A 16333-nucleotide genomic window follows, 5' to 3' on the forward strand; every position below is an offset into this window, starting at 1 on the left:
AAAACTATGAAATCACATTTTACACCAGTCCTTTTTACCCTATTTTTGCTAATTTTTTTTAGCTATCTTGGTGTTGCGCAGCAAGCAAAACCGGCTGCTAAAACCATTTTGAATACGAAAGCTAACGGATTTAGGGGTATCTGGTATATGATCCAGCCAACGGGAAATGAATATGCCTTTAAGTACAGTGGCGGTCTCGGAACTTATCCTGCCAACCACCGGCCCTTTGCAATCTACTCCAAAGAATCCAACAGGACATTCTTCTGTTATGGGGGCACGGACGAGCGCAACAGCACCCTGCTGCACAGCGTATCCTATTATGACCACCGTACAAAAAAAGTAGCCAATCCCACCATCGTTCTCGATAAGAAGACCATCGATGCACATGACAATCCCGTAATCTCTATCGATGCATCGGGATACGTATGGATATTTTCCACTTCGCATGGCGTGGAGCGGCCCTCGTATATCTCTCGCTCAAAGAGACCATACGACATCGCGGAGTTCGAGCTTGTAGAGGCGACAGAAATAGTTGGCGGCATGAAAAAGCCGTTTACCAACTTCTCTTACTTTCAGGTGTATCATGACAAGGATAAAGGCTTCCTGGCGCTTTTTTCTAGGTACGATGCCAAACACCGCCGGGTGATAGGCTACAACACCAGTAAAGACGGTAAAAACTGGGATGAATGGAAGGTACTGGCAAATATTGAGGGCGGTCACTATCAGGTGAGCGCATTGGCAGGCGGTAAGATTGGTGTAGCCTTTGATTTCCACCCCAATGGGAAGGGACTCGACTATCGTACCAACCTCTATTATCTGGAGAGCTCGGACTGGGGGCAGTCTTGGCGAACCTTGGATCAGCAGCTGGTCGATGGTCCGTTGACCGAGCGCGAGAATATCGCCCTGGTGCAGGACTTCACGCCCGATAAGCTTAACAACTACCTGCTGGACATTAATTTCGATGAAAAGGGAAATCCATTGATCCTATCTGTTACCAGCAAAGGTCCGCAGCCCGGTCCGCAGAACGGTCCCCGGGACTGGCATCTTTTCCACGTGGGGAGGCGATCAAGCAAGTGGGTAAATACCGTGGTCACCTCCTCGGACAGCAATTATGATATGGGTTCCATCTATAGCGAGGGAAAGTGGAGGGTGCGCATCATCGGACCAACAGAGACCGGTCCACAGGCCTTTAACCCCGGCGGGGAGATCGCCGCATGGGTAAGCCATGATGGTGGAGAACGCTGGAAACGCGAAAAACTACTTACCAGCAAAAGTGAGCGCAACCACGGCTACCTGCGCCGCCCAAATAATGCCATAAATGACTTCTATGGACTCTGGGCAGATGGAGATGGGCGCAAAGAGTCTATATCATACATCTATTTTACCAACAAAAAAGGCGAAGTATTTAGGCTTCCCAGCAGCGGCACGACGGAATTGCTGACCCCAGAAAAGGTGAGAAAATAACCGAGAAAATATAGAGCTATACCAAATTGAAGAAACCATGAACAAAGTACATCTTATAACCCTCTGTTTTTTACTAACGGCCATCTACGCGTTCAGTCCGCTAAAGGGGCAGGAGAAATTTACCCTGCAGCAGGCAGATGCAAGTTTGCAGCATGCCGTGCAGCAGATCAAGGTGCTTGCCGAGCGCTCTGCCGAGGGGATGTTGCCAAAGACTTACGATAAGGGAAAAAATTTTGATTCCGAGTCGGGCTGGTGGACATCGGGTTTTTACCCCGGCACCCTTCTGTATCTATACGAATATTCCGGTGAGGAGTCGCTCCTTCACTTGGCCAGGGAAAAACTGAGGCTGCTGGAGAAGGAGAAGTATAATACCACCACCCATGACCTGGGCTTTATGTTGTACTGCAGCTTTGGAAATGCCATGCGCATCACGGGCGATACCGCAGCTTACAGGGAGATCCTGCTGAAAGGAGCCGAGTCGCTGGCCACACGCTACAGCCCCATAACCAAGGCGATACGTTCTTGGGACTTCGATAACTTCCCGGTGATCATCGATAATATGATGAACCTCGAGTTTCTCAATAGCGCCTCGCGGTTAAGCGGTGATAGACACTTTGCCGATATTTCGGTTATCCACGCCAACACCACCATGTTGAACCACTACCGTAAGGATTATAGCTGTTACCATGTGGTGGACTATGATCCCAAAACCGGAAAGGTCATAAAGAAAAAAACAAATCAAGGAGCCTTTGATGAGTCTGCCTGGGCCCGCGGGCAGGCATGGGGCCTGTACGGATACACGATGATGTACAGGGACACCGGCGATAGGAAGTACCTGACATTTGCCAAAAAAATCGCCAGCTACATGCTCAAGCACCCCAATATGCCAAAAGACCTGATCGCCTATTGGGATTATGATGCGCCGGATCTACCTGACGATAGCAAGTATGCCCAATATGTAGACTACCGCGATGTCTCGACCGCCTCATTAACCGCCTCGGCGCTGCTGGAGATGTCAACGATGGTCAAGGGCAAGCTCTCCCGATATTATAGGGAAACAGCTGAAAGGATCCTGTATAACCTGTCTACCGATCGCTATACCGCAAAGCAGGGCACCAATGGGGGCTTTCTGTTGATGCATAGCGTCGGTTCCATACCTCACAACAGTGAGGTGGACGTGCCATTGAGCTACGCAGATTATTACTATGTCGAGGCGCTGCTGCGATACAAAAACTATTATCACGCATCAAATTAAGGTTGTCATGGGAATAAAGATCAAATATTTGGGACTGCTGGCCCTGCTGGTTTTCATCATGAGTGCCTCCCGATGTGCTGCCCAGCAGTTCGAAAGGAACTGGGGGTCGCTGGACGCTAGGCCTATACCAGCGTGGTGGTCAGAGGCCAAGTTCGGCATTTTTGTGCATTGGGGCCTTTATTCGGTGCCCGCCTACGCTCCGGTAGATGAGGTTGATGGTGTTTATGAGAAATATGCTGAGCACTACCTGATGCGTCTAATGGAAAAAAATAAGCTTTTTACCGCGTACCATACACAGCGCTATGGCGAAGGGGCAAGCTATGCCAACTTTGCACTTATGTTCCGCGCGCAGTCCTTCGAGCCTGAGAAATGGGCCGACCTTTTCAAAAGTTCAGGTGCGGGATATGTCGTGCTTACCTCCAAGCACCATGACGGGTTCTGTCTGTGGCCGAGTGCGCAGAGCAATGGCTGGAACAGCAAGGACCTGGGACCAAAAAGGGATATAATTGGCGATCTATCGGCCGCTGTCCGCAACACGGGGCTGCGCTTTGGACTTTACTATTCGCTGCTGGAGTGGACCAATCCACTTTACAGCGCAGGAGATATGGATGCTTGGGCGAGCGGCCATATGATCCCGCAGATGAAAGACCTCGTGGAGCGCTACCGTCCGGAAGTATTCTTTGCCGACGGAGAGTGGGACTATACCAGCGAGCAGCTTAAGAGTACGACTTTCCTGCAGTGGCTGTACAATGAATCCTCGGTCAAAAACACCATTGTTATCAACGACAGATGGGGTAAAGAGACCCGCAGTAAGCATGGCGGGTATTATACCACGGAGTACGATCTTATAGGCGATACGCTGACCAGCGGCAGCATCGAGCACCCTTGGGAAGAGAGCCGCGGGATCGGTACCTCCTATGGCTACAATAAGTTCGAGACGACAGCCCATTATTTTTCGGGCAAGCAGTTGATCGATCTGTTGATCGAGAAGGTCAGCGGTGGGGGCAATTTGCTGCTGAACGTCGGCCCGGATGCTGATGGTTTGATACCGGTGGTGATGCAGGAGCGTTTGCTGGCAATAGGTCAGTGGCTGGCCGTCAATGGTGAGGCTATCTATGGGACCACTGCCTGGCACGAACGCCCCAAGCAGCAGGACCGAGGTATATACTTCACCAAAAAAGGCGGTGACATCTATGTTATCTGTACGAAATGGCCCCAAGGGGAGATCAGCGTACCAGGGTTGGGCAAGCGTGTGAAGAAAGTGCAGATGCTAGGTACGGATATCCCGGTACGTTTTAAGGTGGGCAAGGGCCAGTTGCGGATCACCCCCCCGGCGATCAATCCTGCTACGGCTCCCTGCGTGCATGCCTGGGCCTTTAAGCTCACTCTGGCGCCCTAGATGGATAGGACGTTGTGACGAGCGCTAACCAATATGAAAAACATACCTATGAGAAGATACCTAACAAAAACATTGCTTTTATGCAGCCTGGGCTTTGGAGCCGCGGCGCAGGAGCTTCCTGTCCCCAACAAAGTGCAGCTGGATTGGCAGAAATTGGAGACTACCGCTTTTATACATTTCACGGTCAACACCTATACCGGGAAGGAATGGGGCGACGGGACCGAGGATCCCTCGATTTTCAATCCTGTGGATTTCGATGCCGATAAGATGATCAGGATCCTGAAGGAGACGGGATTCAAGATGGCAATCATTACGGCAAAACATCACGATGGATTTTGCCTCTGGCCGACGGCCTACACCGACCATTCGGTCAAAAAAAGCCCATGGAAAAATGGACAGGGAGATATTGTAAGGGAGATCGAGCAGGCATGCCGCAAGCATGGTATACAATTTGGATTCTATCTATCTCCCTGGGATCAGAACCATCCCAGCTATGGTACCCCTGCCTACAACTCCTTTTACAAAAGCCAGCTTAGGGAGCTATTGACCAACTACGGCGAAATCGCCGAGGTGTGGTTCGATGGTGCCAAGGATAAGAAAGCGGTGGATATGGAGTACGATTTTCAGGCTTACTGGGCGCTGGTGCGTGAGCTGCAGCCCGCAGCGGTGATATTTTCGGACGTAGGTCCCGATGTCCGCTGGGTGGGCAATGAAAAAGGGGTAGCCGGGGATACGATGTGGTCAACCATAAACATCAGGCCCGAGGATGCGCCGGGCAAGATGTCGCCGGCATACCTGAATGTCGGAGACCCCGAAGGCAGCCTCTGGATCCCCACGGAAACGGATGTTTCGATCCGCCCCGGTTGGTTTTACCATAGCGAGGAAGATGATATGGTGCGCTCTCCGAAAAATCTGGTAGATCTTTACTACAGCTCGGTGGGCCGCAATAGCCTGCTGCTGCTCAACATACCGCCCAACAAGCAGGGGAACTTCGCCCTGAAGGATGTGGAGAACCTCTACGCTTTTCGGGCCATACTTGATGAGACCTTTAAGACAGATCTGGCCAGTGGCAAAGTCGACCGTGCCCTGAGCGATAGGCGTTTGGATAGTTACCTCGAGCTGAGCCAGGGCAAGGCCCTGGAGACGGACCTAAAAAAGGAGGTTTCCTTTGATCGGATCCTTCTGCAGGAGAATATTGCCCAAGGGCAGCACAGCGCCCAGGGTCTTATCGAATATTGGGACGGTAGCACATGGGAGGAGCTTGCGCAGTTCACTACGATCGGTTACAAGCGCCTGTTGAAAGTACCCCTTACCAAGACCCGCAAGATCAGGGTAACGATCAATCAGGCACTACAGCCTGTCCAGCTTGCTGAGATAGGGCTGTATAAGGCATCCGAAAAAGAATAGAATAGCCCACGGGGGCAAATAGAAGAATAATCCATTATAAACCAATTCAATAAACATATGATGTATACAACAACGAAGCTCTGGCTAGGAAGGTTGGGTGCTGGTTCGTGGTTTGTTTTCCATAGTATCGGCCTAATCGCCCATGAAAGCCACACTGCCGCAGCAGGCATCGAGATCGATGTGCCCGGCAAGACCGATGATCGATCGGTCACAGCGCGTACCTATCTGCCCTATCAGCAGACTACCCGTATCCAGGGTAGGGTCGTTGATGAGGCGGGCACTGTACTTGCCGGTGTGGGCATACGCCTTCGGGGGGGCAACGTAACAACGGTAAGTGATGTCGATGGAAATTTTGTCATAAATGTACCCCAGAAAACAGGTACGCTGGATTTTACCTATATCGGCTTTCTGGATCTCGGACAGCCTTTTAGCGATGGGCAGACCGTGCTGAACGTTACCCTGCGTCCGGACGTATCGGCCATCGACGAGGTCGTCGTGGTGGGCTACGGCACGCAAAAGAAGGTCAACCTGACCGGGGCCGTGGCCAGCGTGACCTTTGATGAGAAGATCAACAGCAGGGCGATCTCCAACGTTTCCACCGCCTTGAACGGACTTCTTCCCGGACTTGCCGTCAACCAGTCCAGCGGGATGGCGGGGAACAACAACTCGCGGCTGCTTGTTCGCGGGCTGGGGACGGTCAATGGGGACAGTGGTCCATTGATCGTGGTGGATGGCATGCCCGATGTGAACATCAACAGGTTGAACATGCAGGACATCGAAAGCGTATCGGTGCTCAAAGATGCAGCCTCCTCGTCGGTCTACGGATCGCGCGCTTCGAATGGCGTTATCCTGATCACCACGAAATCCGGCGCCGGGAAAAAGCCGACGCTGACGTTCAATATGAGCCTGGCCACCCAGAAGCCCACAAATGCGATCGGGTTTATGGCCGATTATCCCCGCTCGCTGATGGTGTTCCGCAACGGCGAGTCCATGCGAAACTCGTACGCCAACGCCAGGTACCGCTATGGTACCATCGAGGAGTGGATGGCTCTGGGCATGATCGACCCCCTCAATTACCCGAATACAGACTGGTTCGACCTTGTCATCAGGGATGGGGTACAGCAGAATTACAATATTTCGGCAAATGGGGGCAACGATGTTTCGAATTTCTATATCTCGGCTGGTGTGCTCGATGAACGCGGACTGCAGGTAGGCAACGATTTCAAGCGTTACAATGCGCGCGTGAACTACGACTATAAGATCCGTAAGAATATCAACGTGGGTGCCAAGATCAATGGTGACTGGTCCGACTACAGATTCCCCATCGACGCTGGTTTCACCGGTGGCAGCCGCGGTACTGGCGGATATGACCTTCGCTTTGCCGTTCCGGGCATCACGCCCTACGATCCGGTGACGGGATACTATGGCGGGGCAATGGCATACGGCGAAGATATACAGGTTTTCAATCCGCTGTCCGTTTATAACAACGAGATTTCAAAGAGAAACCAAAAGCAGTTCAATGGGGTTTTTTTCGTGAACTGGGAGCCTATCGAAGGATTAAAGGGTAGCATTGACTACTCCCTGAATTATGGAGACCAGTTTACCGTAAAGGCAGACATCCCCAACCAAGCATACAATTTTCAACAAAATAGGATGACCGGACGCTATTATGTGCTTGATAATGCCGGAGTGGAGAATACCACCTCCAGCAATTACAAGACCATGGCCAGCGCACGTGTGAGCTACAACAAGAAGATCACGACCGACCATGAGATGACCATTTTGGGCGTCTACAGTGAGGAGTTCTGGCATACGCGCAATCAGTTCGGCTCGCGCTTGGACCGCCTGCACCCCTCGCTCGAGGAGTTGAATGCGGCGCTGCCGACCACGCAGGTTGCTACGGGCAGCTCATCGAAGGAAGGCCTACGCTCGTACATAGGACGCTTGAACTACAGCGCCTTTCAGAAATATCTTTTGGAAGCAAATTTCAGGTATGATGGATCTTCAAAATTTTATCCAGGGCATCAGTGGGGCTTCTTTCCTTCGGCATCTGTCGGTTGGCGATTTACCGAGGAGAGCTTCCTGAAGGTGCTTAAGGATATCGGGATCGAAAGCGGAAAGCTCCGTGGGAGCTATGGAAGCTTGGGGAACAATAATATCGTCACTAACCTGTACGAACAGCGCGAAGTCCTCACCCAGTACAATTACCTGTTGAATACCACAGGATCTGCGACCATATATAGGGGCTTTGGCAATGACCGTCTGATAAACCGCGCTTTCAGCTGGGAGAAGACCAATGTGATGAACATCGGGCTGGACTTCGTGGTACTCAGCAACAGGCTGTCTGCAGAGTTCGACTATTATGACCGCGTGACCAAGGGTATGGCCGAGAATTTCGATATCTCCATGCACATCTCTGGTATGTACAGGGCACCGCGCCATAATATCGGCCAGATGCGCAACAGGGGGATCGAGGGAAATCTGACCTGGACCGATAAGAAGGGCGATTTTTCATACAGGCTGAATCTCAATGCCTCCTACAACCGCAATAGATTGGAAAATTGGGGGCAGCAGCTTCTGCGTGGGCAGACCTTCATTGATATGCCCTATGGCTTCCTGTACAGTTACGAAGATATAGGTATCGCCAAAGACTGGCAGGATGTGTACAACGCCACCCCGCAGGATATCGCGCCGGGCGATCTTATCCGCCTGGATCTCAACGGCGACGGACGTATCGATGGAAATGACCAGAAGGCCTACCCCAATACGCAGCGCAGCATGCCGCATACCAATTTTGCGCTCAACTCGAGTTTCAGCTACAAGGGCTTTGATCTGAACCTCCAGCTGCAGGGTGCCGCCGGTAGGAAGGATTTCTGGCTGACCCAGTACAATGTGCTGGACATCGGTCCCCGCTATGCCGCCTCTTGGGACCATTGGGAGAAGCCCTGGAGTGTGGAGAATAGGGATGGTGAATGGCCGCGCCTGAACGGTGCGGGATCTAATGTGAGCACCACGAGCTTCTGGCTGGACAACCTGAGCTACCTGCGTATCCGCAATGTACAGGTGGGATACAATGTTCCCTCAGCCCTGCTGAGCCGAGCAAAACTCAACAGCTTCAGGATCTTCTTCTCGGCGGAAAACTTGCATACGTTTACCTCGTACCGTGGACTGGATCCCGAATCAACAGGCAGCATGAACGATGTCTATCCCTTGGTGAAAGCGTTTTCACTGGGTTTGAATATTAACCTTTAACAATGATGGATATGAAAAATCTATATAGAGTGGCTGTTTGCTTTTTTATCGCTGCACCGGTGTTCTTCGCCTCCTGCGTGAAGGATCTCCTGGACCAGCAGGCAACCACCGAGCTGGACGCCAAGGTGTTTTGGCAGAACGAGGCCGACGCCACTAGCGGTCTGATGGGTATGTATGCCAATATCAAGCCGCTTTTCAACAAAGACTATTTTTATGACGGTATGGGCGAGTATGTACGTACCAGATCGATAAGCAGCCTCTCCTCGGGGACTTTTACCGCCGGGCTGGCCTATTATACCGGAAATACCAATGGCCATTACAATCCTCACGGCTATGGCTCAGCATTTGATAACATGTACCGGTTCCTGTTCGGAGGGGTAAACAGGGCGAATTACGTTATTGATAATGTTAACCAGATGTTGCCGCGCTATCCCGGATCGGTGGAAAACCTGGAGATAATCATTGCCGAGGCCAGGATGATGAGGGCACTGGTGTATTTCAGGCTTATCAGCATGTGGGGAGATGTCCCCTACCTTGATGAAACTATTACCGATAATGCACAGGTCGCTGAGATTGCCCGTACGCCCATTGAAGAGGTAAAGAACCGGATCTTGGCTGACCTAGACTATGCCATCGAGAAGCTTCCTGTTGCTGCGGTGCAGCCCGACCGTATGAGCCGTCCTGCCGCCCTGGCGCTGCGTGGAAAGGTCAATCTGTTCTGGGGCAGCTGGAATAAGCATGGTTGGCCAGAGCTAGATACCTTTGAGCCCAGCAGCGCGAAGGCCGATGAGGCATTCCGTGCGGCAGCGGTAGATTTCAAGAGGGTCATTTCCGAGTTTGGGCTTGCCCTGTTCCGTAATGGTGCCCCAGGGGAAACAGATGCTTTGGGGAAGGCCGATAAGCTTCCAAACTATTATTACTTGTTTCTGCCAAGTGCCAACAATGCTAATGAGAACCTGATCGGCTTTACCCATGGGGGAATAGGCTCGGGGCTCAGTGAAAAGATGATGCGTGATTTTGGGAACAGGGATACCGAAAACTCGGAGGTCAACATCTCTCCATCCTATTGGATTGCCGACCGTTACCAGTCGACCATCACCGGGGACTTCCTGCCAGCGATGGAGCGCCTCAATCCGAATAATGTGCCTGATGCGCGCACAAGGGTCAATTCCGCACTCAACCCACAGAGCTACGCCAATCGCGATTACCGGATGAAGGCCACGATCTTATGGGAGTACGAGGTAATGCAGGGTATGACCGCGCTGCAATCTACCCGTTTCTTTCCGATGGTGTACCAAAACCAGGGGGGGGTGGTGAATATCGGCGGACAACAGTTTACCACCATCCGCTACAACTCTGGCACAAATTCAGGTTTGCTGTTCCGCAAATTTGTGCGCAACTACCCTGGGCAAGGGCGTGAAGAGGGTAACTACACCTGGCCGGTGATCCGGCTAGCCGATGTTTACCTGATGTATGCCGAAGCATCCAATGAGGCCTTTGGGCCGCAAGCCGATGCGGTGGATCTGGTAAACAAGATCCGCGCACGCGGAAACCTGCCAGCACTTAAGCCGGAAAAATATGCCAGCAGCTCGAGCTTCTTCGATGCCATCGAGCAGGAGCGGATTATTGAGCTCATCGGTGAAGGGCACCGTTTTTTCGATATCCGGCGCTGGCGTAAGATCGAGGCGTTCTGGGGGCAGCCCTACGGGCCGGGACGCACGACGACCAACAGCTGGGGGAACAGTGTGACCACCTATTTCCAGAATGCGAGCGAGCGCGTCTACCAGCAGTGTTATATCTTGCGTATCCCGGAGTCCGAGCGTGACCGTAACCCCAAGCTGACGCAAAACTGGCCATTTTTATAGAGAGAACATTATGATAACCTTAACATTAACAGTCATGAAAAAATATGCATATACCTTCCTGCTCATCCTGGCATCGATCTTCCTTTCGCAATGCAGTAAGGAATACCCGATAGATGAGGATGGGCTATTGATCACAACACGCACCAGCGCCTACGTAGGGAGCTTCGAGATCCTGGGCTCAGATTTCCAGACCGTCAGGACGAAGGTTGCCGTGGTGGATACCGTGGCACAGACCATAGATGTCGAAGTGCATTTCGGCACCGATATAAGCCGCCTTTATCCGCAGTTTTCGCTGGTGACCGATGCGAAGTTGGAGCCTAAGATCACCGGTTTCGTCAATTTTTCCAACCTCTCCTCGCCCCTGCAGTGGACCGTTATTTCTGGAGATCGGAAAATTCGTAAAACCTATACGGTAAACCTTACCGTACAGCAACCGACACCTTAATATTTTAATTTTTAACGATCAGTAATTATGTTTAGTATATTATCTTATAGATCTGTGGTATTGGCACTTGCGATTGTGTTCATAGTTGGATGTAAGGAGGAAGAATATCAGGTGCCCTTGCCCGAGAGCGGATTACAGAATGACTGTATAAAGAAGTCAAACGGCCCGAATATGCTGGGCGTGGATATTGAATTTATGTATGCCATTGCGATCCAGAAAGGTGAGGGAAAGCTTGTCTCTGCGCAGGTGGAGGCATCGATCGCCGGGGCTGGGGAAACCTACATAGACCATCGCTCCTACCATACGAATGACAATGGCCAGGATATAGGGGTAATTGTCACGGATCCATCCACAAACGAAGGGTTGAGGACCAAGGTCAATTTCAGCGTAGATACTAATGCGGCCACCCTAAGGTTCTACTACCGGCCTTCTCTCGAGTCCGTGGATAAAGAGGTCTCTTTCGTCTTTTCGGCAACCAGCAGCAATGGGCAGACAGTATCCTACAACATGGGTCCATACAAGATTCGCCGCATGGAGCGGGCTCTGAACATCGGTGTTGCCGATGGACAGCGGAGCTTTATCTCAATCGAGGATATGAAGGCCTACACCGCTGCGGAAGCGGCCTCCCGCCCCGATGCGATAGACCTGGTTTACCTACATAGGACCATTCCAGGCATCACATTTGCCCATGCGCTGATTGCTCCGGCCACCGATGCGATCTACCGGCCAGGGCTAACCCTGCCTACGGGTGTCGGCCGGGATGCAAAGATCTTCAAGGCTTGGAACATACGTGACATACAGCTTGAGCCGAACGTGACGGGTAACAATACATTTGTGTATCTGGATGAGGAAGATTTCATAAATATTGATCTGCAGGCAGCACCGAATTACGCTATAAATATGAAAGCACAGTCTGGTGTCTGGGTGGAGACTGCTGATCGCAAGTATAGAGCCTTTGTTTATCTAAATTCGGTAAATGATGCAGGCAAAAGTGTGGTGCTAAGTATCAAACGCTACAGGATGTAATCCTTTGTGGCTATGAAAATACGTGTATTGTTCGTTTTTTTTTACTCCAGGGCTTATGCCTGGTGCTCTTTACGGAGCTCTAGGCGCAGTAGCGTACCGTAAAGCGGCGGGAGCACCCGCGATTGATCCTTTACGATCAGTAGCTTGCAAAATTCCGTGGGGGCTTCCAAGGTGACCTTTATCGTTCGGTCGTGCATGCCGCAATATTGAAAGAGTGTGAGAAAGTATTCTGAGAGCCTCTTGTAGAGAACGTTTGATAGTAGGCATCCGCCTCTTCTGGCAGCCTAGGGAGGCTCTCTTGAGGATATTTTACCTGTCTTACGCCTGGCGGGTGACAGATGAAGTGCGTTATCTAGAACGTGCAAAACAGGAGCCGATCGCAATTTCCAACTATACCGATCGGAACCTTCCCACTTTTTGGATGTGGCGGATATGAACATTACCGCGAAGATTGGGTATGAAGGGTTGCATCCGAGGCTCTCAGAAGGGAAACGCAAAAAGCTGTGGGAAGCGATCGTCCAAAAAGGACTGAAGGCGTATCTGGATCGGAAGTACAATTGGTGGCTTGGGGTTGATTAAGCAAAGAAGTTTGAACAACCTTTTTTATGTCTTTTGAATTGGCCGGTAGAACACCGAAATGAAAGTATTAAAAGTTCAGAACAGAGAAATGGAATTGATGCCCGTTAAACACATCGAAAAACATTGAAGGGCCTCACAAACGAAGCATTTATTCAGATACGCTCCCGCGAACCTCTTATTTCCCTTTTGTATTGGCCACTATTTTACTATTAGTATCAACAATCGGTCGTTTTTCAGATATAATGTGATTATCTAAAATTCATTAAAATCCTTCTTTTTATTTATGGACTTCATTAAATTTGATCAATCATCTATCAAAGTAAATGAGAATAAACAGGTGAGCGGTTCTTTAGATATTTTTTTATTTTATTGATATTTAGATATTTGCGGACGGTAAGGTGTGTCCTGCCACCGTTCAGTTTGCTGTTTTTTAAGCGTTCGCAGGACACAAAAAACGTGTCCATGTCCATATGTACTATTGCTCTATCCATCATTACCTCCTTTGTCATATTTTTACAAATCTAATTTGAAATACTAAATCTATTAGTAATATTGCTTTCCATTTTTAGGACAACGTTGTATTGGGTTGATAACGTAAAATATCTGAGGGCAAGAAAAGGGTAATCCCAACAGGGTTTGGCAAAAGCGCTGGGGATCACGCGTGCGCGATATTCCAAGTATGAATATGGACAGGCCGAACCACCGTTTGAACTCTTGGTTAACATGTCGGCGTATTTCGGGGTAGGCGTCGATGATTTACTTTCTTCTGATGTAGCGAAGAATTCGTAACATGTTTAGTTTTTTTTAAATGACCTGTAAATTTTATCGTGGATTGCACCTGTAAACAATCTTGAGGCTGCGAATATTTATGAGTCAATACTAAGCGGCCCAAGCCGACCCCTGCCATATGGTTTAACAATCGGTGTTGCATGAGGCCGTGTTTCGCCGGTGAAATGATCTGCTAGCTGAGTATCGCACGTCTGTCCAATAGGTCAAGAGCGATCAAACGCAATGTTAACTGTGAGAATGATGCATCGCTATGTTGGAGCATCTTTAATACTTATTTTAAAGCTTAAGACGCGCTATGGCACCATGAGTGCCTTGGTTTAATTGCTATTGTAACACTAAGAAATACTCTCTCTAATCAGCGTCGAAGCTGATTAAAAAAAAGAGTATCTAAACTCATCTAAATTCTTTTCCATTCCATCAACGCTCAATTAATCCTGTCGTTCTCCTTTAAGAATTTTATTGCTAGTACCTAAAAGCAAACAAAAGGTTGGAAGGATCATCCCTAAAAAATGATTAAAAATGACAGTAAGAATTACCAAAAGTGTCAGTCAGCTCAAGCTGTCTTATCACTAGCTTTGCTATAGTCGGATCAAACCTCTGGAATGCACCGGTTTTTCAGCGAGGCGGGGGCGGTCGTCCGCCCGTTTATAGCGAAAATATCCTGCGTGGGCAAATCGCAATGCTGCAGAGCTTTAGACTGAAGGGCATCGATAGTAAAGCGATCAGTTATAAACTTGCCTTACTTATATGAAGCAACGCTAAAGCAATCACATCAGTCCATGGAGAAATTCTAGAGAAACATTTTGCGAAAAAGTCTACACATAGCATTTGATCAAGCGTTTGGTCCGGCGGCGGAAAATATGCCGGGCAAGTCTTGGTTTCCAAAGTTTCGATTCAAGCAAGGTGTCCTGCGGTATCGAAAGAATGCGAGCGTGAGCTGCGTTGAACAGGAATTCAAAGGAAGACTTGCTTACCTGCACTACTATGAAATTCTATCGACCTCGGCCATGCGGCTCCAGATGCACGTATCTCGAAAGGAAATTTACGCGCTATACGTGTTACAAGCTGAAAGCGCTATTGGTTTGAGCGATGTTTCCAGCGCGCAGATTGTAAGCGTTAACTCCCGCAGGGCTGCCTATCTATATGCGCCAGCAGGCGATTATTTATTGCATCTCCCGGCCGGAAAGACGCGCCTGTTCGTGTTTTATTTTGATATTGGCGTGTTCGATGATGGCGCGGATAAAGATTTTGACTTTCTACAACCGCTGCTGCAAGCTTATAAAGCGGATGGCCCACTGGCCAGAGCAAGTTTGGACTTTGCACTCGGACCAATCTCATCGCTTTACATCCGTGAACTCTGCCAAAGTCTAAAGCAAGGTAGCCTAGATCATCAGATTTCGATATTGGAGCAGCTAAAGGAAATCGTAAAGCTATCCAAAAGAAAGGTCGATATACAGTACGGCGCGCAAAAGGACTACATCTATTATACAGATATTGCCAAAGATTTACTGGAGATGGAGGTGAGAAAAACTGGCGCTAAATTCTGCACTAATGTGCTGACCGATGTACTGCCTTATACCATGCAAAGTCTAAACCGCCTTTTTAAGGCTCGTTTTGGAAAGTCAATCCGGCAGTATGCAGTTAGCTATCTGATCGGCCTTTCACAAAATATGATCCGCTCGGGCGTTCCCATATGGAAGGTGAGCCTTCAGTTTAGTTTCAATGATGTAAGATCATTCAGGCGCACATTTTTCAAGATTAGCGGAAAGTCTCCACAGCAGTTCCGTAACGATCTTTCCGGATCATAGCTTGGTAGATCTTCGCGTATTACCAAAGACGCAAGTGGCATAGCGCTACATCTTTCCTTCTGCGGATACGAAGGCGAAATTAATCCTTAAATGCCCCCCTGCGAAGGCCAAAGCTGCCCCCCAGAACTTCTATAAGCGGACGTACTTTTGGTTTTATAAGATGGATGGACATTCAAATCTCAAGATTATGAAGACAGAAACTATAATCGTCGCTCTTGCTTTTTTATTGCTCCTGCTTTGGATACCCGCAGCGATAGACAAGATACTTAATTTTAGTTTTTTTGTAGATGGATTACATAAGCAGCCTTTCTCCACAGCGCTCGCAAATGTGCTTACCTATCTTCTGCCTGCCGTTGAACTGATCATAGTTGTCCTACTGATCGTTCCACGCTACACCAGGCAAGGCTTTCTTGCCTCGGCAATAACTCTGGCGATATTCACAAACTATATTGGAATGCCCTACTGCTTTCAAAGGATGGCGTTCCGTGCTCCTGCGGCACGCTGATTTCCCAATTGGGTTGGTTCTGGCATTTCTGGTTCAATATTTTTTTTCTTGCAATAAGCGTGCTTGGATACTATTTACATAAACATATGCATCGTGGAGTGATTACCGGGGGTGATCCCTACACGGGTTCTGCGCTGACCTCACAGCGCGATAAACATATATACGTTAAACGTTAAAAATCAAAATCATGAAAAAAGTAGAATTAGCAAAGCTATTGCCGATCGCAGCGGTCGCCATAGCAATTTCCAGCTTCGGGCTGATGTCATTTTCGACAAGCAGCGATAAACTGGTTGAAAACTGGTACTCGGTAGGAACAGATGGCCAGACCATCAACACGACACCGAACCCCAATGCACCATCTTCCTGTCCAGCAGTCTCGGGAGATCATTGCGCTATCCGGTTGGATATTCCCCAGGGGGAAGAATTTCCAGCTACAGTGAACGATGCCCTGCAAATGCAGAATGATGGTAAGCTGGAGGTAACTGGTGAAAGTTACCGATCCAACTAAACTTTAGCCCCTGTAGCGAAATGGTTACAGG

Annotated in this window: 13 protein-coding genes; all 13 read left to right on the top strand. The window is 49.5% G+C overall.

All coding sequences use genetic code 11. From position 1 onward, the window contains the following. The first annotated feature begins 6 nt into the window (after positions 1-6). The 13 genes from B0I21_RS19450 (at position 7) to B0I21_RS19510 (ending at position 16302) form a co-directional block, all read left to right on the top strand. The gene (locus B0I21_RS19450; RefSeq protein ID WP_133642163.1) at positions 7-1464 is read left to right on the top strand and encodes a BNR-4 repeat-containing protein; all 1458 of its coding nucleotides are present in this window, start codon (positions 7-9) and stop codon (positions 1462-1464) included. Positions 1465-1501: 37 nt separating this feature from the next. Further along, complete coding sequence (locus B0I21_RS19455; protein ID WP_133642164.1) at positions 1502-2719, top strand: glycoside hydrolase family 88 protein; 1218 nt, start codon at positions 1502-1504, stop codon at positions 2717-2719. Positions 2720-2726: 7 nt separating this feature from the next. Further along, positions 2727-4118 (top strand): alpha-L-fucosidase, encoded by a 1392-nt coding sequence (locus B0I21_RS19460; protein ID WP_133642165.1) that lies wholly within the window; start codon positions 2727-2729, stop codon positions 4116-4118. A 48-nt stretch (positions 4119-4166) separates the two neighbouring features. After that, the gene (locus B0I21_RS19465) at positions 4167-5525 is read left to right on the top strand and encodes an alpha-L-fucosidase (protein ID WP_133642166.1); all 1359 of its coding nucleotides are present in this window, start codon (positions 4167-4169) and stop codon (positions 5523-5525) included. Positions 5526-5585: 60 nt separating this feature from the next. Further along, positions 5586-8777, top strand: a complete 3192-nt coding sequence (locus tag B0I21_RS19470) for a SusC/RagA family TonB-linked outer membrane protein (RefSeq protein WP_243836303.1) — start codon at positions 5586-5588, stop codon at positions 8775-8777. Between the two features lie 11 nt (positions 8778-8788). Beyond that, positions 8789-10642: a RagB/SusD family nutrient uptake outer membrane protein gene (locus tag B0I21_RS19475; protein ID WP_133642168.1), complete on the top strand. Its 1854-nt coding sequence runs from the start codon at positions 8789-8791 to the stop codon at positions 10640-10642. Between the two features lie 34 nt (positions 10643-10676). After that, positions 10677-11087, top strand: a complete 411-nt coding sequence (locus B0I21_RS19480; protein ID WP_133642169.1) for a hypothetical protein — start codon at positions 10677-10679, stop codon at positions 11085-11087. 27 nt (positions 11088-11114) lie between these two features. Beyond that, entirely contained in the window at positions 11115-12113 is a 999-nt protein-coding gene (locus B0I21_RS19485; RefSeq protein ID WP_133642170.1) for a DUF4466 family protein, read from the top strand. A gap of 432 nt (positions 12114-12545) precedes the next feature. Continuing rightward, on the top strand, positions 12546-12692 hold the full coding sequence (locus B0I21_RS20230) for a hypothetical protein (protein WP_166637912.1): 147 nt from the start codon (positions 12546-12548) through the stop codon (positions 12690-12692). 636 nt (positions 12693-13328) lie between these two features. Further along, positions 13329-13481, top strand: a complete 153-nt coding sequence (locus B0I21_RS19495) for a helix-turn-helix domain-containing protein (RefSeq protein ID WP_133642172.1) — start codon at positions 13329-13331, stop codon at positions 13479-13481. An 803-nt stretch (positions 13482-14284) separates the two neighbouring features. Further along, on the top strand, positions 14285-15289 hold the full coding sequence (locus B0I21_RS19500) for a helix-turn-helix domain-containing protein (RefSeq protein WP_133642173.1): 1005 nt from the start codon (positions 14285-14287) through the stop codon (positions 15287-15289). 187 nt (positions 15290-15476) lie between these two features. Next, positions 15477-15794 (top strand): MauE/DoxX family redox-associated membrane protein, encoded by a 318-nt coding sequence (locus B0I21_RS19505; protein WP_133642174.1) that lies wholly within the window; start codon positions 15477-15479, stop codon positions 15792-15794. A gap of 187 nt (positions 15795-15981) precedes the next feature. Continuing rightward, the gene (locus tag B0I21_RS19510) at positions 15982-16302 is read left to right on the top strand and encodes a hypothetical protein (RefSeq protein WP_133642175.1); all 321 of its coding nucleotides are present in this window, start codon (positions 15982-15984) and stop codon (positions 16300-16302) included. The last annotated feature ends 31 nt before the right edge of the window (positions 16303-16333 follow it).

The organism is Sphingobacterium paludis (assembly GCF_004364125.1).
Classification (GTDB): domain Bacteria; phylum Bacteroidota; class Bacteroidia; order Sphingobacteriales; family Sphingobacteriaceae; genus Sphingobacterium; species Sphingobacterium paludis.